Below are 17,564 nucleotides of genomic sequence, written 5' to 3'. Positions count from 1 at the left end.
CCCGCGACATGCTACCCGCCGTGCGGACGTGGAGGCGGCGAGGCGTGAGCGGACCGGTCGAGACCTTGGGCGTGCGCCGCCGCGCCGCCTTCTACCTTCCCGGCTACGACCCGCGTCGACCGGCGGTGTATCACGCCCATCTGACGGGAGAGCTCGCCAAGGCCGCCGGCTTGCGCGGCTTCTCGGCGCAGGCCGGCGCGCTGGAGGAAGAGGACGGCCCGCTTCCCGGCTTCGACGTCGCCGCGGCGGGCGAGGGGTGGGAGGCGCACACCCGCGTCACGCTTCTTCGCTGGGACGACGTCGCGCGGCCCGTCTTCCGGGAAAACGTCCTGCCCCGCGCGCCGCGCCTTCTCGGCGTCGGGCTGGACCTGCTGCGGCGGGGCGTGCTCGCCCGCGTCGCGCGCTTCGACAAGCAGTTCGCCGCCTTCGTCGCCTATCCCTACGTGGCGACGCTCGCCCTCCTCGCCCTCCTCCTCCTCGCGGGGCTCGGAGCGGGTGCGCTCGCGGCGTCTCTCGCAGGCAGCGTCCTCGCGGGGCTGCTCGCCGGGCTCGCGGCGGCCGCCCTCGCCGGATGGCTCGCGCTGCGGCTCGAGCGCCCGCTCTACCTGCGCTACCTGCTGGAGGATTGGCTGTTCTCCTTCGCCCACGAGCGCGGCAAGACCGATCTCCTCGCCGACCGGCTGGACGTCTTCGCGGATGCGCTCGTGGCGGCGGCGCGCGATCCGGAGATCGACGAGATCCTGATCGTCGGCCATTCCTCCGGCGCCTTCCTCGCGCCCGAGACCCTGGCGCGGGCGCTCGCCCGCGATCCCGACCTCGGGCGGCGCGGCCCGGTCGTCTCGCTCCTCACCGTCGGCACCGTGGCGCCCTTGATGCTCGCGGACGAGCAGGCCTTCCGCTATCGCGAGGCCCTCGCGCGCCTCGCCGACGAGCCCGAGATCGTCTGGCACGAGGTCCAGAGCCGGCACGACGCCATGAACGCCTGTCCCGTCGATCCCGCGGCCGTTTCCGGCCTCTTCGCGATGCGCCCTCGCTGGCCGAAGCTGATGCGGCTCGCCATGACCCAGCTCGCGCGGCCGGGTCAGCTCGGCTTCTTCCGCGAGCGGCTGTTCTTCTTCCGCATTCATTTCCGCTTCATCGCCGCCAACGAGCGCGCGCATTGGTACGATTTCTACGGCGCGCTGACCGGCCCGCTCACCCTCGCCGCGCGGCATGCGGCCGTGCCGGACATGCGCGACGGCTGAGGTCTCACTGCGCCGGCTCGCGCTCGGCGGCGGCGGGGCGCTCGCCGTCGTCCCGCATGCGGCTCATGCCGCGGTCCATGCGCCGCTCGAGCTCCTCGCGGCCGGGCCCGATCAGGTCGTCGATCTCGCGGAGGTTCTGGCGCAGCTCGTCGACGCCGAAGCGCAGGGCGGCGACGGCCCGCTCGCGCTCCGGGTCCTGCGTGAGCGTCGTCTCGGGAACCGCCCGCCGCAGGGCGTCCTCGGTCTCGCGCAGGCAGTCCCCGACCGCGTCCATCCGCGGCGGCGCGCCTGCGCGCCCTTCCATGTAGGCGACGAGATCGCGGAGGTACTCGGCCGTGTTCCGCCGCACGCCGTCGAGGAGCGGCTCGGCGCTCGCCATGTCCGCCTCGCTCAGCGCGGAGCGGCGCTCCTCCGCCGCGCGGTCGAGGGCGACGGAACCGTGCCAAAGGCGCTCGATGGCGATCAGCCCGTCCCCGAGAGAGTGGGAGGACGTCAGCTTCTTCTTGAAGCGCGCGTCGCCGACCACCTCGCGGGCGGTCTGGATGTGGCGGCTGAAATCCTGGTCGATGCGCCGCGTGTCCTCCGCGTCCTCGCCGGAGAGCCCGCCCAGCGAGGCCTCGATCAGCCGCCGGCAATCGTCGAGCGCGTAGGCGATGTTGCGCATGCCGCGGGCGCGGGCGGTTTCGGGCCAGACGACGAAGGACGCGACCGCGGCGCCGACGGAGCCGATCAGGATCGCGAGGGCGCGCTCGAGCGCCTTCATCACCTCGGCGTCGGCGTTGAGCGCCACGATGGCGGCCGCGACCGCGATGTAGTTGAGGCTCGGCCATTGGCTGGACATCAAGTTGGCGACGACGCAGGCCGTCACCAGGGCCGCGAGGACCGGCCAGGATCCCGGCAGCCAGGCGAACAGGAGCACGGTCGCGAGGCCCAGAGCCGTGCCGATCAAAGCCGCGACGACCCTGTAGACGGCGACGGAAAGGGTCGAGTCCGAGCTCAGCTGGATCGAGAACAGCGCCGAGATGATCGCCCAGGACAGGTGATCGAGCGCGTACCAGCGCATCACGAAATAGACGAGCGTCACGGCGGCCGCGGTCTGCAGGCCGACGCGGCTGAGGTCGCGAAGCTGCTTCTTGTCGACGTCGAACACGGGAGAACCTCCGGCGCTGACAACGCGCGGGGGCGGAAGTCGTTCGCCGTCGTCCGCGCGGGTGACGCAACGCTCATGGAGTTGCGCCGCAATGGGATTTTCGTTGCGTTGTGTCTTGGGTTAGGGTTCGACGGCGTTCGCCGGAGCGGGCCCGCGGTCCTTCCTGCGGCGCAGCGGAGGTCGATTTGAGTAGCACCACCGAGCAGACGCCGACGTTCGGCGAAGCCGACCTGACGAATTGCGACCGCGAACCGATTCACGTCCCCGGCTCGGTTCAGCCGCACGGGCTCCTTCTGGCGCTCGACCCGCCGACGCTCGCCGTCGCCCAGGCCGGCGGGGACGGGCCCGGGCTCGTGGGGTTCGAGAACGCCGCGCTTCTCGGCAGGAGGCTCGACGAGATCCTCGGCGCCGGCGCCGCCGCCCAGGTCCTCGCTCATCTCGCGGAGGCGGCCGATACGAGCCGTCCGGCTCTCGCCCTCCACGCCGCGGGCGTCGGCGGGGCGCCCCTCGATCTCGCCGTCCATCGCAGCCGCGGCGTCCCGATCGTCGAGATCGAGCCCCGCGGCGAGACGACCGCCGATCCGCTCACGGTGGTTCAGGGCGTCGTCGGGCGCCTGCAGGACACCCCCACGATCGACGCCTTTCTCGGCGCGCTCGCCCGCGAGGTGCGGGCCGTCACCGGCTATGCCCGGGTGATGATCTACCGCTTCGCCCCCGACGACAGCGGCGAGGTGGTGGCTGAGGAGCGCAAGGAGACGCTCGAGCCTTATCTGGGCCTGCACTATCCGGCGACCGACATTCCCAAGCAGGCGCGGGCGCTCTACCTGCGCAGCTGGATCCGCGTCATCGCGGACGCGCGCTACGCCCCGGCGCCGCTCGAGCCCACGCTCCACCCCGGGACGGGCGAGCCCCTCGACATGTCCTTCGCGCTGCTGCGCTCGGTGTCGCCGCTGCACCTCGAATACCTGGCGAACATGGGGGTGGCGGCCTCGATGTCGCTGTCGCTCGTGGTCGATGGGCGGCTCTGGGGCCTCGTCGCCTGTCACCACGACGCGCCCAAGCGTCTTGCGCAGGGGCAGCGCGCGGCCTGCGAGCTCCTCGCGCAGATGATCTCGCTGCAGCTCGGCGAAAAGCTGGCCCGGGCGGAATCGGGCGAGCGGCTGCGCGCCAGCGCGGTGCATGCGCGCCTCGTCGAAGCCTTGTCGCGCGAGAAGGACCTGGCGGCCGCCCTCGTACGCGGCGCGCCGACGCTCCTCGACTACGTCGCCGCCGACGGGGCCGCCCTGTGCGTCGGCGGGCGGGTCTTCACCCTGGGCCGCACGCCGCCGCAGCCGGCGATCGAGGCCCTGTGCCGATGGCTCGGCGAGACGCTGCCGGACGGCGTCTTCTCCACCGACCGTCTGCCCGCGCTCTATCCGCCGGCCGGCGCCTTCGCCGAGACGGCGAGCGGCATCCTCGCTCTGTCCGTGTCGCGGACGCCGCGGGACTACGTGCTCTGGTTCCGCCCCGAGATCGTCCGCACCGTCACCTGGGCCGGCGATCCCTCGAAGCCCGTCCAGGTCTCGTCGGACGGCGAGCGCCGCCTTTCGCCGCGCACGTCGTTCGCCGCGTGGGCCGAGACGGTGCGCGGCTGCGCGCGGCCGTGGTCGTCCGACGAGATCGAGGCGGCGCAGACGCTGCGCGCCTCGATCCTGGAGGTCGTCCTGCGCCGCATCGACGAGATCGCGCGCGAGCGCGAGGCGGCCCGCGCACGCCAGGACGTGCTCATCGCCGAGCTCGATCACCGCGTGAAGAACACGCTCGCGACGATCCAGTCGCTGGTGAAGTATTCCGCGGCGAGCGCGGCGAGTCTCGAGGCGTTCACCCGCACGGTCCAGATGCGCCTGCACGCCATGGCGCGCACGCACGACCTCCTGACGCGGGCGCGCTGGGAGGGCGCCGATCTCGCGCAGATCGTCGAGACCGAGAGCGCGCCCTACGGCGGGCGCAACCGCGTTCGGCTCGACGGGCCGCCCGCCGTGCTCAAGCCGAAGACCGCGTTGTCGCTCTCCCTGGCGATGCACGAGCTGGCGACGAACGCTGCGAAATACGGCGCCCTCTCCGTCTCGGAGGGCTGGGTGGACGTGTCGTGGGGCGTGAAGCCGGACTGCGAGCGGCTCGTCCTCGTCTGGAAGGAGCGCGGCGGCCCGCGGGTCGAGCCCCCGCCCCGGCGCGGCTTCGGGCGCACGCTGCTCGAACGCAGCGTCGCCTACGAGATCGACGGGCGGGTCACCCTCGATTTCGCGCCCGAAGGCCTGACCTGCACGGCCGAGATCCCTGTCGAGCAGCTGGTGCGCGAGCCCGACGACCGCGACGCGCCGGACGCCGCATCGCCGTCCGCGGGCGAGGCGGCCCGCGCGGCGATCGCGGGCCGGCGGGTTCTCGTCGTCGAGGATCAGGCCCTGATCGCCATGGAGGTCCAGGACGAGCTCGAGGCCGCCGGCCTCAGCGTCGTCGGACCCGTCGGACGCCTCGACAAGGCGCTCGCCGCGGCCGAGAACGAGGCGGTCGACGCGGCGCTGATCGACGTCGATCTCGACGGCGAGCGCTCCTGGCCCGTCGCGGATCTCCTGGCGCGTCGGGGCGTGCCGTTCGCGTTCACTACGGGGTTCCAGGCGCAGATCGTGTTCCCGCCGCGCTTCGTGGCGGCGACGGTTCTCGCCAAGCCGTACGGCGACGGCGCGCTCGTGCGGCTCGTCGGCGAGCTGCTGGCGGCGCGCCCGGATGCGTGAGCGCGCCGCAGGACGCTTGCCGCGGGCGTGCGGCTCGCCATATGCGACGGATGACGGAGCCTATCAGCCTGAACCGCCGCCTGTTCCTGGGCGGCGTCGCGGCCGTGGCCCTCGCCGGATGCGGCGAGGGCGTCGGCCAGACCGTGCGTGAAGCGCGCGCCGAGACCGGCGCGCCGGACGAGGGAGACATCACCGTGAGCGTCGCCGAGAAGGAAGCCTGGAAGCTGAGCGAAGCCGAGTGGCGCGAGCGCCTGACGCCCGAGCAGTTCCACGTCCTGCGCAAGGAAGGCACCGAGCGCGCCGGCACGAGCCCGCTCGACAAGACCTACGCGCCCGGCACCTATCACTGCGCCGGCTGCGATCTGCCGCTCTTCACCGCGGACATGAAGTTCGATTCCGGCACCGGCTGGCCGTCCTTCTACGACACGATCGACGGCGCGGTGGAGACGAAGCGCGACTTCAAGCTGATCCTGCCGCGCACGGAATATCATTGCGCCCGCTGCGGCGGCCACCAGGGCCACGTCTTCAACGACGGCCCGCCGCCGACCGGCCTGCGCTACTGCAACAACGGCGTCGCCCTGCGCTTCCAGCCGGCGGAGCGCGCCGAAGGCTGAGCCGCGCGCCTCGGGGCGCGCCGCGGTCAGCCGACCTTGGCGCGCACCTTGAGGAAGCGCATGGCGCGTTCCGACATCTCGGCGGGCAGCGCCTGGTAGTTCGCGACCTCCGCGTCGATCTTTCCCTCGGGCAGGTTCAGGCGCTTGGCGCGCAGATCCAGCACCTTGCGGAAGGCTTCCGGCCCGACCCCGAGGGCCCGGCACGCCACGGCGATGCCCGACGCCTCCGGCTGGAGCAGGGCGCGCAGCGCCTGGGCATTGGGGATCTCCGAGAAGGTGGAGATGATCTGCGCGAGGTCGAAGGCACGATCGTCGCGGGCGAGGATCGCGACGACGTCGTCGATGGTGCGCCGGCCGTCCTTCAGGTCGGCGATGAGGAGCTTGAGCTCGAGCCGGCGCTCGCGCGCCTCGCGCACCACGCGTTTGGGCGCCTCGCCGGAGATGAGCTCCACAGTGTGGCCGTGCTCCGTGCGAGAGGCGGCCTGGGCGGCGATCTGCATGACGCGGCGCGCCTGCGAGACCGGGAGGCTTTCGCGCCGGTCGTCGAGATTGCGCCGCACGGCCGCGTCGTTGCCACCGCGCTGGACGAGCCTGTCGAAGCCCTGATCGGAGAAGGCGGCGCCCTCGTTGCCCGAGACCGTCCGCAGAACCTGCTTGTCGCCGCGATCGACCAGGATGTCGGTGACGTTCTCCGACAGCGTGGCGCGCTCCGCGATGGCGAGGAGGTGCTGCTGGGAATGCGTCACCGCGATCGCCGCGAGGTCCGCGTCGGTGAGGACCGGCGAGAGCTTCAGGACGAGCTTGGCGACCTCGGCGTCGGGATCGCTCGCGAGCGTGGTCGCGACCTTGCGGGGGAGGGCGGGCTCGGCGGCGACGCGATCCGCGTAGTCCTTCCGGTCCGGCGTCTCCATCTTCTCGAGCGAGCGGGTGGCGATGTCGGAGAAGTGGTCCTGCGCCTCGTCGCTCGGCTCCGAATCGTGCAGGAACAGATCGGTGACGGCGTTCAGCAGGCGACGTCGTCCCTCCGACGTCGCATCCGCCGATAGGCGCGCCAGCTCGTCAAGCATGCCACGGTTCTCCCCGTCTCCTCGTGCCCCTCGGTCTAGCCGAGATTGCTGAGGAGGCGGTTAACCGCGCCGTCGAAAGGCGACGCTTCGGCGCTCACAGGCCGAGCGTCGTCGCGACCTCCTCGGCGGCGGCGGTCGGCGAGGTCTCTCCCGCGGCGACGCCGGCCTCCAGCCGCGCGAGGAGCGCGCGCGTCTGCGCGTCCCGGGTGAGGCGGGCGCGCAGGCGCTCCTCGATCATGGCCCACATCCACTTGACGTCCTGCGCGCGTCGGCGCTCCGCCAGGAGGCCCTTCGCCTCGTGCCGCGCCCGATGATCGAGCACCTTCGCCCACAGATCGTCGAGGCCCGCGCCCGTCAGCCCCGAGACCGTGATCACCGGGGGCGTCCAGAGGCTCGACGCGGGGGCGAGGATGGAGAGGGCGGTGCGGTATTCCGAGGCGGCGGCGCGGGCGCGCGCGGCGTTGTCGCCCTCGGCCTTGTTGACGGCGATCATGTCCGCGAGCTCGAGCACGCCCTTCTTGATGCCCTGGAGCTCGTCGCCCGCGCCGGGCAGCATCAGCACGAGGAAGAAGTCGGTGAGATCCGAGACCGCCGTCTCCGACTGGCCGACGCCGACCGTCTCGACGAGCAAAACGTCGAATCCCGCCGCCTCGCAGAGCAGCATGGTCTCGCGCGTCTTCGCGGCGACGCCGCCGAGCGTGCCGGAGGACGGGGAGGGGCGGATGAAGGCGTTCGGGTCGACGGCGAGGCGCGCCATCCGGGTCTTGTCGCCCAGGATCGAGCCGCCGGTGCGCGTCGAGCTCGGGTCGACGGCGAGGACGGCGAGGCGGTGCCCGCGGGCGGTGAGCATGGAGCCGAGCTGGTCGATCAGCGTCGACTTGCCGACCCCCGGCACGCCGGTGACGCCGATGCGCACCGCCCCTCCGGTGCGCGGCAGCACCGAGTCGAGGAGCGTCCGCGCCGCCGCCCGGCGATCCTCCCGCTTCGATTCGACGAGCGTGATGGCGCGGGCGAGCGCGGCGCGGTCGCCGGCGAGAAGCTTTCGCTCGAGCGCTGCGACGTCTGGTGCGGACATGACGGGCGCCTCCCTCGGCCCCCGGAGCGGGGCCGGCCGCGCCTCATAGCGCGTCGCGGCGGCGCGCGCGACCCGTCGCGCCGTGGCGGCGGCGCCGCCGGATGCCGGGTCGACGCCGAAGGCGGACCGGACTAGCCTTCGCCTTCGGGGCGACGCGCGCACGTGCGACGCCTCGTCCATGGTCCGGTCGCGTCTCGATGCGGGAAGAGCATCTTCGGAGATGAAGAACGATCGACTGAGCGTGTTCGGCGTCGTGCCCGAACGACAGGTCGCGCCGGCGCCGTCCGGCGAGCGGCAGGCTCCCGCGCGGGCGGCTCGGCCGACGATCGCCGCCGGCTATGCGCGCCGCGCGCCGGCGACCCTGGCGCTCGTGGATGCCGCGTATCGCAGCGGCTTTCCGGCGCAGGGCGATGCCGTGGCCGTGCGCGCCCCCAATCGCGAGATCTTCGCCCGCCTGCTCCACGTCCGCGAGGTCGGCGCCGAGGACGCGCGCAACGGCGCCGAGGCGCGTCTCGCGCTCCTGCGCGACGCCTTCGACGCGGATCGTCGCTTTCCCAGCGCTCGTCCCGTTCTCGACGCCGTCGAGATCGAAGCCTGGACGTGGTGGCACGAGGTCTCGACCGCGCCGGCGCGGGTCGCATCGCGCCCGCGGCCGCAGCGCTGACCGCCGGGCCGTCGCATCATCGCCACGATCGCGGCGCAGGAGAGGCGCTCCGCCCGCCCTCCCGACGCCTGTGCGCCATGATCCTCTCTCTCGGCCGTCTCGCCCCGCGCTTCGGCGCGCTCGCCCTCGCCGCGAGCCTCGCCGCCTGCAACTTCGCCGGCGCGAGCGCGCCCGCCGATCCGGGCGCGGCGACGCGTCCGCTCCTCGTCGCGACGACCCGCGCGCCCGCCGCCGATCCGGGCGCCGCGCCCTTCTTCGGGAGCGAGCGCGGGGCGGGCCTGGCCTTCGCCCAGGCGACCCTCGCGCCCCCTGAAACGACCCTGTTCGCCAGCCTCTCTCCCTTCGACGCCGATTGGCGGGTGGTCGGGGTCGGGCCGGTGGTCGGGGCCGAGCCGGCCGAGGCCTTCGCCCGCGCGGCGGTCGGGCGCGACGTGATGCTCTACGTTCACGGCTATCGCGAGACGTTCGAGACAGCGGCCTCCGGCGCGGCGGAGCTCGCCGACGGCGTCGGCTTCCGCGGCGCGACCGGGCTGTTCACCTGGCCGTCCGGCGGCGCGACGTTCGATTACGGCTACGATCGCGAGAGCGCGCTCTGGTCCCGCGACGCGCTCGAGGACCTGATCCTCACCCTCGCCCAGAGCGAGAGCGGCGGGCGCGTGCACATCGTCGCGCATTCCATGGGGTCGCTCCTCACGCTCGAGACCCTGCGCTTCGTGCGCGCCAGCGGGGGCGACGCCGCGATGGCGCGCATCGGTGCGGTGGTGCTCGCCTCGCCGGACGTCGACATCGACCTGTTCGCGCAGGGCGTCGAGCGGCTCGGGGTCGATGCACGCAAGATCACCGTGATCACCGCGCAGAACGACCGGGCGCTGGCGCTGTCCCGCCGCCTCGCCGGCGGCGTCGTGCGCGCCGGGGCGGCCGAACGCGAGCGGCTGACCGCGCTCGGCGTGACGGTGGCCGACGCCTCGGAATTCGGCGGCGGCGTGCTCAATCACGACCTCTTCCTGCGCGATCCGGACGTCCGCGCCGTGGTGACGCGCGCCATCGAGCGGGCGCGCTGAACGCGTCACCCGATCCTGGGAAGGACCCGGCCCCCCCAGCGCCGCTTCGGCGAACCGCGGGCGCGCGCCGACGTTGGCCCCTGGACAGCCAGGGAGACCCTCATGACCGACGACAAGCGCACCTCGAAGGGCGATCCGGAGACCACCCGTCCGCTCGCCCCGGGAGACGAGGCGGCACCGGGCACGCCCGGCGTCGGCGAGAACGTCTGCCCGGACTGCAAGGGCACGGGCCGTCTCGAAGGTCGCGCTTGCCCGACCTGCGGCGGAACGGGCAAGGTACAGGAGGGTATCGGCGGCGCATAATCCCGGGTTGCTATCCGGCCGATCCTGCGCTAGAGGACGCGCGCCCTCTTCCAGCGCGCCCTTCGAGCGCTCCCTCGCAGCCGGATGCACACGCGATGACCGAGCCCGCCATCGTCCTCACCCTGTCCTGCCGCAACCGTCCCGGCATCGTCGCCGCGGTCTCGACCCATCTCTTCGAGAACGCGTGCAACATCCTGGACGCGCAGCAATACGACGACACGCAGACGGGCAATTTCTTCATGCGCGTCGTGTTCAACCGGCTCGACGAGGCGGCGCCGCTCGAGGGGCTGCGCGAGGCCTTCGCGCCCCTGGCCGAGCGCTTCGCCATGTCCTGGTCGATGCGCGGAACCGACGCGCGCCCGCGCGTCATGGTTCTCGTCTCGAAGTTCGACCATTGCCTCGCGGATCTGCTCTATCGCTGGCGTACGGGCGAGCTCGCCATGGACCTCGCGGCGATCGTGTCGAACCATCCGCGCGAGACCTTCGCCCATCTGGATTTCGGCGGGGCGCCGTTCCATCACCTGCCGGTGACGAAGGAGACCAAGCTCGAGCAGGAGGGGGCGCTCTGGAAGCTGATCCAGGAGGTCGCACCGGATCTCGTCGTGCTCGCGCGCTACATGCAGGTGCTCTCCGACGGGCTCTCCGCGAAGCTGACCGGGCGGTGCATCAACATCCACCACTCCTTCCTGCCGGGCTTCAAGGGCGCCAAGCCCTATCACCAGGCCCACGCCCGGGGCGTGAAGCTGATCGGCGCCACCGCGCACTACGTGACGTCCGATCTCGACGAGGGCCCGATCATCGAGCAGGACGTCGAGCGCATCTCCCATCGCGACACGCCCGACGACCTGGTGCGCAAGGGCCGCGACATCGAGCGCCGCGTGCTCGCCCGCGCCGTGCGCCTGCACGTCGAGGACCGAGTGATCCTCAACGGCGCGAAGACGGTGGTCTTCACGGATTGACGCCGCGGGGCGCTCTCACTGCTCCAGCCTCTCCGGGAAGGGCGTGATCGTCGACTTGACGGTGCGCATCGCCATGGCGTCGTCGACGGCCCGGCGCACGCCCGCCTCGTCGAACGGATAGATCGTCTGCATCTCCGCCCAGGGATAGCGGTCGCGGGCGACGTCGAGCATCTTCACGCCGAGCGCGAGGTCGCCGCCAAGACGGCATGGGCGCGGAACATCGCGCACGCGTGACATCGGAGCGGCAAATTTTTGCCCGCTCGTCCTGTCAAAACACGGCTCCGACGCTATGATCGCGCCGCGCCGCGGAACGGGCGCGCGCAACAGGGGGAATGAGATGACCGAACGCAAGAGCAGCACCGCCCGTCGGCTCACGCTGATGGCCGGCGTCGCAGCCGCCGTGCTCGCCGTCGGGGACGCCGGCTTCGGGCCGACCCGCATCGCGCTGCCCGCCAACGGCGAGGGCGGCGTCCGCGTCGAGGCGGTGCGGCTGGAGAGCGGCCTGTTCGCGGCGGCCTTCGCGCAGAGCGAGATCACGCTCGAGAACGTCACGATCGATGCGGGGCCGAGCGTCTACCGGCTGCCGAGCCTCACCTTCTCCGGCGCGAACCTGTCTCGCGACGAGCTTCTCGGCGTGCTGCGCGGCAAGGGCGGCGGCGCCTGGCACGAGTCGCTCGCGCGCATCTCCGCGGATTCGATCACCGCGCCCGAGCTCGTGGTCGAGCAGACGATGGACGGGGCCGACGGCACGATCACCTATCTCGACATCGCCGCCGAGGGCGTGGAGAACGGCCGGATCGCCTCTCTCGTCGTCGGCAGCGCCGAGATCGCGGCCGAGGCCGACGACCAGGACGTCGACGGGACGGTCGGGGAGATGCGCGTCACCGATTTCGACCTGCCCTTCGCCGTGCGCTGGTACGTCGACGCCGCGCCCGAGGGCGGGGACAACCCGTTCAGGACCGTCTACGACAGCTTCTCGGTCTCCGACATGGCGTTCGGCGACGCGGAGGCGACGGTGCGCATCGCCTCGATCAGCGGCGACGGCGTCTCCGCGCGTCTCATGCAGACGCCTTTCGCCGAGCTGATGCCGGAGATGCAGGCCATGTCCGAGGGCGACGAGCCGACGGACGCGGAGACGCGCCGCATCATGGGCATGATGGCCGACATGCTCGGCGCCATGGAGCTCGGCTCCATCGCCATGGAGGACATCACCTTCACCATCACCGAGCTCGGCGACGAGCCGGCCTTCGGCATCGCGCGGATCGCGATCGGCGAGGCCGAGGGCGGCCTGCGCATGGACGAGGTCTTCGTGGACACGCCGGAAGCGCAGGTCGCGATCGCCGCGATCACCTCCTCCGGCTTCGACACGACGCCGATGATCGAGGGCTTCCGCAAGATCGCCGAGAACCCCGATCTCGAGATGGACGCCGCGACCGCCCGCGCCCTGATGCCGACGATCGGCACCTGGCGGCTCGAGGGGCTCGACGCAGCTGTCACCCCCGAGGGCGAGAGCGAGCCGATCGCGGTGGCGCTCGGCGCCTTCGAGATGACCGCCGACGAGCCGGTGAACGGAACCCCGAGCAACATCCGCGTCGGCTTCGACAACCTCGCCTTCGCCATTCCGAAGAAGAGCGAGGAGGACGCGGCGGTGCAGCTCCTCGCGCTGGGCTACGGCGATCTCGACCTGTCGGGCGTCTTCGCCGCGCGCTGGAACCAGGAGACCGAGGAGGTCGTGATCGAGGAGGTCTCGATCTCGGGCGTCGAGATGGGCCGCTTCGCCCTCTCGGGCGCCTTCGGCGGTATCGGCCCCGAGGCGTTCGCTGGCGACGAGACCGCGATGATGATGGCCTGGCTCGGCGCCACCGCGAAGAGCATGCAGATCAGCGTCTCCGACGAGGGGTTCGCCGAGCGCGTCCTCGCCTTCCAGGCGGACGAGCAGGGCGTGCCGGCCGAGGATCTGCGGGCGCAGGCCGCGATGATGTCGCGCGCCATGCTCCCCGCCATGCTCGGCGGCACGGCCGAGGCGCGGGCGCTCGGCGATGCGCTCGCCGCCTTCGTCGAGGCGCCCGGCGAGCTCGACGTGAAGGTCACCTCCACCGATCCGGCCGGCATCCCGGTGATGGAGTTCACCGCCGTCGAGAACCCGATGGAGTTCCTGCCGCGGATCTCCATCGAGGCCGAGTCGCGCTGAGGCGCTCTCCCTCCGTGGCATGGAAGGGCGCGCCTTCGGGTGCGCCCTTGTCGTATCCGGCTCCCGATTTCGCGAATCCTCGGGACCGGGCGCGGGCCGTCGAGCGTTGATCCGCGAAGGAGACGCTCATGGACGCGACCGAGAGCACCGATCCCCGCGACCATCTGATCGAGCCCGACGCGCTCGGCCTGACCGAGGAGGCCCGCGCCGCCTTCGCCCGTCGGGCCGGGCGACAGCGCGCGCGCCTCGACGGTCGCGCCTGCATCCCCTTCCTCGCGGGGCTCGATCGCCTCGGGCTGATGGAGCCCGGCGCGCCCGATCTCGCGGCGATCGACGCGCAGCTCGACGCCGCCTGCGGCTGGCGGCTCGCGCCGGTGCGCGGGCCGCTGCCCGAGACGGTTCGGCTCGCGCTCCTCGCCGCCCGCGCGCTGCCCGTCGGCCCGCCGGGGGCGGGCGCGGGCGAGATCGGCTTCTTCCACGCCCTGTTCGGCCACGCGCCGCTGCTGCTCGAGCGCGCCTATGCCGACTTCCTGGAGGAGTACGGCCGCACCGGCCTCGAGGCCGCGCGCCACGGCACCCAGCATCGCCTCGCCCGCGTGTGGACCTATGCCGTCGAGGGCGGGCTCGCCGAGACCGAGCAGGGCCTGCGTCTCGTCGGGGCGCGGCTTCTGTGCTCGCAGGACGAGTGCGTCACCGCCCTGGAGAGCCCGACCGCCCACCGCATCCGCTTCGATCTCGCCCGGCTGATGCGCACGCGCCAGTCGGAAGCCGGCGCCACGCCGCTCTACGTCGTGCTGGACGCGCCCGACGCCTGGCCGCGCCTCGACGCCGGAATGCTCGCGCCGCTCTGGCGCGCCCTCGACCGCGAGCCGGACATCGAGGCGGGGAGCCTCGTGCCGGAGGACCGCGTTCTCTCCCGCGCCGCCGGGTGAGCGCCGCGCCCGCGGCCGTTCCTTCAAGGGTCTCTTCCGTTTCGGAAAACAGCCCCCATTTTTTTCACGTGAGGGCTGGACACGGCACCCGGCATTGGGTATCGAAGCGCCCTCACGACGGGGCGGCCACCGCCGCCTCCGACTGGACCGGGCGCATAGCTCAGTTGGTAGAGCAGCTGACTCTTAATCAGCGGGTCCTAGGTTCGAGCCCTAGTGCGCCCACCACCGGTTTCAAGAAGGCCCGCCGATCCGCAAAGGATCGGCGGGCCTTCGTTTTGGTGCGGCCAGGGAGACGAACGGATGAGTGCCGATACGATCGCGGCGGTGACGGAGGATATCTACACGTCGCTCGAGCACGACAACGAGGACATCGATCACCACATCGCCCGGCTCAAGCAGGCGCTTGCCGCCGCCGGGGCCGAGAAGGCCAGGTTCGATGCGAGCCGGCTTCCTCAGAACAACCGCGCCGGCCGCAAGACGATGCAATCCTACTTCAGGCAGCGCGGCGTGAAGGTCGTGTTCGAGGCGTGAGCGCCCGCGCCGCGCGGGCCGGTCGGCCTCGCGCGCCGGGGGGCGCCCGGACCGGGACGGGGCTCACGAGAGCGGGGCGGGCTCGCGCGCCAGGTCCCGTGCCCGCTCGCGCAGGGCGAGCTTCTGGATCTTGCCCGTCGACGTTCGCGGAACCGGCGTGAAGACGAACCGCGCGGGGACCTTGTAGGGCGCGAGGTGCTGGCGGCACCAGGCGCGCAGCGACTCGGCGTCGGCGTGCCCGCCGGGCGCGAGCTCGACGAAGGCGCAGGGGGTCTCCCCCCATTTCTCGTGGGGCATGGCGACGACGGCGGCGACCGCGACGGCGGGGTGGCGGTAGAGGGCCTCCTCGACCTCGATCGAGGAGATGTTCTCCCCGCCCGAGATGATGATGTCCTTGGCGCGGTCCTTGAGCTGGATGTAGCCGTCGGGGTGCACGACCCCGAGGTCGCCGGAATGGAACCAGCCCCCCGCGAAGGCCTCCCGCGTCGCCTTCGGGTTCCGGAAGTATCCCTTCATCACGACGTTGCCGCGGAACATCACCTCGCCCATGGTCTCGCCGTCGCGCGGCACGGGGCGCATCGTCTCGGGATCGAGGACGTCGAGCTGCTCGAGCGGCAGGTAGCGCACGCCCTGGCGCGCCTTCAGCGTGGCCTGCTCGGCCGGCGGCAGCGCCGACCAGTCTTCGTGCCAGTCGTTGACGACGGCGGGGCCGTAGGTCTCGGTGAGCCCGTAGAGATGGGTGACCTCGAAGCCGGCGGTCTTCATGTCCGCCAGGAGGGATTCCGGCGGGGGCGCGGCGGCGGTGAAGACCTGCACCGTCCGATCGAGATCGCGCTTCACGCCATCGGGCGCCGAGATCATCAGCGACATCACGATGGGCGCGCCGCACAGATGCGTGACGCCTTCCTCCGCGAGCGCGTTCCAGATCGGCTCCGCCCGCACCTGACGCAGGCAGACATGCGTTCCGGCGATGGCGGACATCGTCCAGGGAAAGCACCAGCCATTGCAGTGGAACATCGGCAGGGTCCAGAGATAGACCGCATGCTTGCGCATCGACGTCGTCAGCGCGTTCCCCTGCGCCAGAAGGTAGGCGCCCCGGTGATGGTAGACGACGCCCTTCGGGTCGCCGGTCGTGCCGGACGTGTAGTTGATCGCGATGGCGTCCCATTCGTCGCGCGGCATCAGCCAGGCGAAGTCCGGATCGCCCCCGGCGAGGAACGCCTCGTAGTCCGTCGCCGCGCCCGTCTCGCCCGGGCCGGCGAATTCCGGGTCGTCGGACACGACGAGGAGGGGCGTCACCGTGGCGAGCGCGAGCGCCTGGCGCATCAGCGGCAGGAGCTCGCGGTCGACGATCACGACCCTGGCGAGGGCATGGTCGAGCTGGAAGGCGATGGCGGCCGCGTCCAGCCGGGTGTTGATCGCATGCAGGACCGCGCCGCACATCGGCACGCCGTAATGGCACTCGAGCATCGCGGGCGTATTCGGCAACAGCGCCGAGACGGTGTCGCCTCGGCCGACGCCGTTGCGGGCGAGGGCGGAGGCGAGCCGCCGCGAGCGCGCGTAGAACTCGCCGTAGGTCCGCCGCAGCGCGCCGTGCACGATCGCGACGTGATCGGGGAAGACGCTGGCAGCCCGCTCCAGGAAGGTCAGCGGCGTGAGCGGCTGGAAGTTCGCCGGGTTGCGGTCGAGGTCGGTGTCATAGGGATTGCCGGCCATGGCCTCACCGATCCTGCCACTGGGGCGCGCGCTTCTCGACGAACGCGCCGATACCTTCCTCGGCGTCGCGGGCGAGCATGTTCTCGACCATGATCCCCGCCGCGTAGTCGTAGGCCTCGGCGAGGGGCATCTCGCGCTGCGCGTAGAAGGCGCGCTTGCCCGTGGCGAGCGTCATGCTGGACTTCGACGCGATCTTGCGGGCGAGCTCCAGGGTCGCGTCCCGCAAGGCCTCGGGCGCCACGACCCGGTTGACGAGCCCGATCTCGGCGGCGCGCGCGGCGGCCACCATGTCGCCGGTGAGCAGCATCTCCATCGCGTGTTTGCTGCCGACGTTGCGCGAGAGGGCGACCATCGGCGTCGAGCAGAACAGACCGATATGGACGCCCGGCGTGGAGAACCGCGCCGTCTCGGCGGCGATGGCGAGATCGCAGCTGGCGACCAGCTGGCAGCCCGCGGCGGTCGCGACGCCCGCCACCTCGGCGATCACGGGCTTCGGGCAGGTCACGATCGCCTGCATGACGCCGGAGCAGGCCGTCATCACCTGCGCGAAATAGGCGCGGCCCCGATCCGGGGCCGAGCGGCCCGCGGTCAGCTCCTTCAGGTCGTGCCCGGCGCAGAAGGCCGGACCGGCCGCGGCGAGGACGACGACCCGCACGGCGGGGTCGGCTCCTGCGTCGGCGAGGGCGTCGCCGAGCTGCGCCAGCATCGCCTCGGAGAGGGCGTTGCGCCGTTTCTCGTCGTTGAGGGTCAGGCGCAGGACGCCGTCGCCGTCCAGCTCACGCAGCAGGATGGTGCTCTCGTGCACGGGCGTTCTCCCCGGCGTCCGCCGGCAGGATGTTGATCTCGACGCTGTCGGCGAGCGTGTTGGCGATGAAGCAATAGCGATGCGCGCGATGCTGCATCTCCGCGAGCTTCTGCGCGTCGATCGTGAAGCCCGTGTCGAAGCGCACGATCGGGTGGAGATCGATGCGGGTGACCGACATCTGCCCCTTGGCGTTCTTGCCGAGATGCGCGACGGCGTGGTCGTGATAGCTCGCGATCGGCCACTTCGCCTTCGCGGCCAGCGCGAGGAAGGTCATCATGTGGCAGCTCGACAGCGCCGACGCCAAGGCCTGCTCGGGGTTGGTGCTGGCGGGATCGCCGCCCCAATCGGGGGCGGCGTCCACCTCGAGCTCGTGGCGCGCATTGAACTGGACGACGTGGGCGTTCGAGTACTTGCCCGGCGAAAGCTCGGGCTCCTCGCGCTGCCAATGCAGCCGGATCGACAGATCGGACATGTCCGGAGG

Annotated in this window: 16 protein-coding genes, 1 tRNA gene and 1 pseudogene; 11 read left to right on the top strand and 7 right to left on the bottom strand. The window is 72.0% G+C overall.

Features of this window, described 5'->3' with window-relative positions; all coding sequences use genetic code 11:
* Positions 1 to 44 precede the first annotated feature (44 nt).
* Positions 45 to 1,244 (top strand): hypothetical protein, encoded by a 1,200-nt coding sequence (locus ABL310_RS12890; RefSeq protein ID WP_349367417.1) that lies wholly within the window; start codon positions 45 to 47, stop codon positions 1,242 to 1,244.
* 4 nt (positions 1,245 to 1,248) lie between these two features.
* On the opposite strand, the gene ABL310_RS12885 is transcribed toward ABL310_RS12890, so the two are convergent.
* Entirely contained in the window at positions 1,249 to 2,394 is a 1,146-nt protein-coding gene (locus tag ABL310_RS12885) for an FUSC family protein (protein WP_349367416.1), read from the bottom strand.
* 185 nt (positions 2,395 to 2,579) lie between these two features.
* On the opposite strand from ABL310_RS12885, the gene ABL310_RS12880 reads away from it, so the two are divergent.
* Complete coding sequence (locus ABL310_RS12880; RefSeq protein ID WP_349367415.1) at positions 2,580 to 5,165, top strand: HWE histidine kinase domain-containing protein; 2,586 nt, start codon at positions 2,580 to 2,582, stop codon at positions 5,163 to 5,165.
* A 50-nt stretch (positions 5,166 to 5,215) separates the two neighbouring features.
* Positions 5,216 to 5,779 (top strand): peptide-methionine (R)-S-oxide reductase MsrB, encoded by a 564-nt coding sequence (msrB, locus tag ABL310_RS12875; protein ID WP_349367414.1) that lies wholly within the window; start codon positions 5,216 to 5,218, stop codon positions 5,777 to 5,779.
* Positions 5,780 to 5,805: 26 nt separating this feature from the next.
* On the opposite strand, the gene ABL310_RS12870 is transcribed toward msrB, so the two are convergent.
* Complete coding sequence (locus tag ABL310_RS12870) at positions 5,806 to 6,846, bottom strand: DUF2336 domain-containing protein (RefSeq protein ID WP_349367413.1); 1,041 nt, start codon at positions 6,844 to 6,846, stop codon at positions 5,806 to 5,808.
* Positions 6,847 to 6,940: 94 nt separating this feature from the next.
* Positions 6,941 to 7,921 carry a methylmalonyl Co-A mutase-associated GTPase MeaB gene (gene meaB / locus ABL310_RS12865; protein ID WP_349367412.1) on the bottom strand — a complete coding sequence of 327 codons (981 nt, stop codon included), beginning with the start codon at positions 7,919 to 7,921 and terminating at the stop codon, positions 6,941 to 6,943.
* A gap of 220 nt (positions 7,922 to 8,141) precedes the next feature.
* On the opposite strand from meaB, the gene ABL310_RS12860 reads away from it, so the two are divergent.
* From ABL310_RS12860 to purU, 4 genes are all read left to right on the top strand, one after another.
* On the top strand, positions 8,142 to 8,585 hold the full coding sequence (locus ABL310_RS12860) for a hypothetical protein (RefSeq protein WP_349367411.1): 444 nt from the start codon (positions 8,142 to 8,144) through the stop codon (positions 8,583 to 8,585).
* Positions 8,586 to 8,662: 77 nt separating this feature from the next.
* On the top strand, positions 8,663 to 9,646 hold the full coding sequence (locus ABL310_RS12855; protein ID WP_349367410.1) for an alpha/beta hydrolase: 984 nt from the start codon (positions 8,663 to 8,665) through the stop codon (positions 9,644 to 9,646).
* A gap of 102 nt (positions 9,647 to 9,748) precedes the next feature.
* Positions 9,749 to 9,949: a hypothetical protein gene (locus ABL310_RS12850; protein WP_349367409.1), complete on the top strand. Its 201-nt coding sequence runs from the start codon at positions 9,749 to 9,751 to the stop codon at positions 9,947 to 9,949.
* 95 nt (positions 9,950 to 10,044) lie between these two features.
* The gene (purU, locus tag ABL310_RS12845) at positions 10,045 to 10,908 is read left to right on the top strand and encodes a formyltetrahydrofolate deformylase (protein WP_349367408.1); all 864 of its coding nucleotides are present in this window, start codon (positions 10,045 to 10,047) and stop codon (positions 10,906 to 10,908) included.
* A 15-nt stretch (positions 10,909 to 10,923) separates the two neighbouring features.
* On the opposite strand, the pseudogene ABL310_RS12840 reads toward purU, so the two are convergent.
* A pseudogene (locus ABL310_RS12840) lies at positions 10,924 to 11,106 on the bottom strand (sorbitol dehydrogenase); the annotation flags it as partial.
* A 139-nt stretch (positions 11,107 to 11,245) separates the two neighbouring features.
* On the opposite strand from ABL310_RS12840, the gene ABL310_RS12835 reads away from it, so the two are divergent.
* From ABL310_RS12835 to ABL310_RS12820, 4 genes are all read left to right on the top strand, one after another.
* On the top strand, positions 11,246 to 13,099 hold the full coding sequence (locus ABL310_RS12835) for a hypothetical protein (protein WP_349367407.1): 1,854 nt from the start codon (positions 11,246 to 11,248) through the stop codon (positions 13,097 to 13,099).
* 128 nt (positions 13,100 to 13,227) lie between these two features.
* Positions 13,228 to 14,031, top strand: coding sequence for a hypothetical protein (locus ABL310_RS12830; RefSeq protein WP_349367406.1), 804 nt, complete (start codon positions 13,228 to 13,230; stop codon positions 14,029 to 14,031).
* A 149-nt stretch (positions 14,032 to 14,180) separates the two neighbouring features.
* Positions 14,181 to 14,256, top strand: a tRNA-Lys gene (locus tag ABL310_RS12825).
* A 75-nt stretch (positions 14,257 to 14,331) separates the two neighbouring features.
* Positions 14,332 to 14,562, top strand: coding sequence for a hypothetical protein (locus ABL310_RS12820; RefSeq protein ID WP_349367405.1), 231 nt, complete (start codon positions 14,332 to 14,334; stop codon positions 14,560 to 14,562).
* 63 nt (positions 14,563 to 14,625) lie between these two features.
* On the opposite strand, the gene ABL310_RS12815 is transcribed toward ABL310_RS12820, so the two are convergent.
* From ABL310_RS12815 to ABL310_RS12805, 3 genes are read right to left on the bottom strand one after another with little or no spacing between them, the layout of a single operon-like run.
* The gene (locus tag ABL310_RS12815) at positions 14,626 to 16,278 is read right to left on the bottom strand and encodes an acyl-CoA synthetase (protein WP_349367404.1); all 1,653 of its coding nucleotides are present in this window, start codon (positions 16,276 to 16,278) and stop codon (positions 14,626 to 14,628) included.
* A 4-nt stretch (positions 16,279 to 16,282) separates the two neighbouring features.
* On the bottom strand, positions 16,283 to 17,083 hold the full coding sequence (locus ABL310_RS12810) for an enoyl-CoA hydratase (protein ID WP_349367403.1): 801 nt from the start codon (positions 17,081 to 17,083) through the stop codon (positions 16,283 to 16,285).
* Positions 17,055 to 17,555, bottom strand: a complete 501-nt coding sequence (locus ABL310_RS12805; protein WP_349367402.1) for an OsmC family protein — start codon at positions 17,553 to 17,555, stop codon at positions 17,055 to 17,057. The genes ABL310_RS12810 and ABL310_RS12805 overlap by 29 nt, the downstream gene beginning before the upstream one ends.
* Between the last annotated feature and the right edge of the window lie 9 nt (positions 17,556 to 17,564).

The sequence above is a fragment of the Salinarimonas sp. genome (genome assembly GCF_040111675.1).
Taxonomy (GTDB): Bacteria; Pseudomonadota; Alphaproteobacteria; order Rhizobiales; family Beijerinckiaceae; genus Salinarimonas.
Note: the sequence above shows the minus strand (reverse complement) of the source record. Positions and strands in the feature narration are given on the sequence as shown.

Coding starts and splice junctions, on each gene's coding strand:
- msrB (WP_349367414.1), top strand. CDS start 5,216: ATGACGGAGCCTATCAGCCTGAACCGCCGCCTGTTCCTGGGCGGCGTC.
- ABL310_RS12870 (WP_349367413.1), bottom strand. CDS start 6,846: ATGCTTGACGAGCTGGCGCGCCTATCGGCGGATGCGACGTCGGAGGGA.
- meaB (WP_349367412.1), bottom strand. CDS start 7,921: ATGTCCGCACCAGACGTCGCAGCGCTCGAGCGAAAGCTTCTCGCCGGC.
- ABL310_RS12860 (WP_349367411.1), top strand. CDS start 8,142: ATGAAGAACGATCGACTGAGCGTGTTCGGCGTCGTGCCCGAACGACAG.
- ABL310_RS12855 (WP_349367410.1), top strand. CDS start 8,663: ATGATCCTCTCTCTCGGCCGTCTCGCCCCGCGCTTCGGCGCGCTCGCC.
- ABL310_RS12850 (WP_349367409.1), top strand. CDS start 9,749: ATGACCGACGACAAGCGCACCTCGAAGGGCGATCCGGAGACCACCCGT.
- purU (WP_349367408.1), top strand. CDS start 10,045: ATGACCGAGCCCGCCATCGTCCTCACCCTGTCCTGCCGCAACCGTCCC.
- ABL310_RS12835 (WP_349367407.1), top strand. CDS start 11,246: ATGACCGAACGCAAGAGCAGCACCGCCCGTCGGCTCACGCTGATGGCC.
- ABL310_RS12830 (WP_349367406.1), top strand. CDS start 13,228: ATGGACGCGACCGAGAGCACCGATCCCCGCGACCATCTGATCGAGCCC.
- ABL310_RS12820 (WP_349367405.1), top strand. CDS start 14,332: ATGAGTGCCGATACGATCGCGGCGGTGACGGAGGATATCTACACGTCG.
- ABL310_RS12815 (WP_349367404.1), bottom strand. CDS start 16,278: ATGGCCGGCAATCCCTATGACACCGACCTCGACCGCAACCCGGCGAAC.
- ABL310_RS12805 (WP_349367402.1), bottom strand. CDS start 17,555: ATGTCCGATCTGTCGATCCGGCTGCATTGGCAGCGCGAGGAGCCCGAG.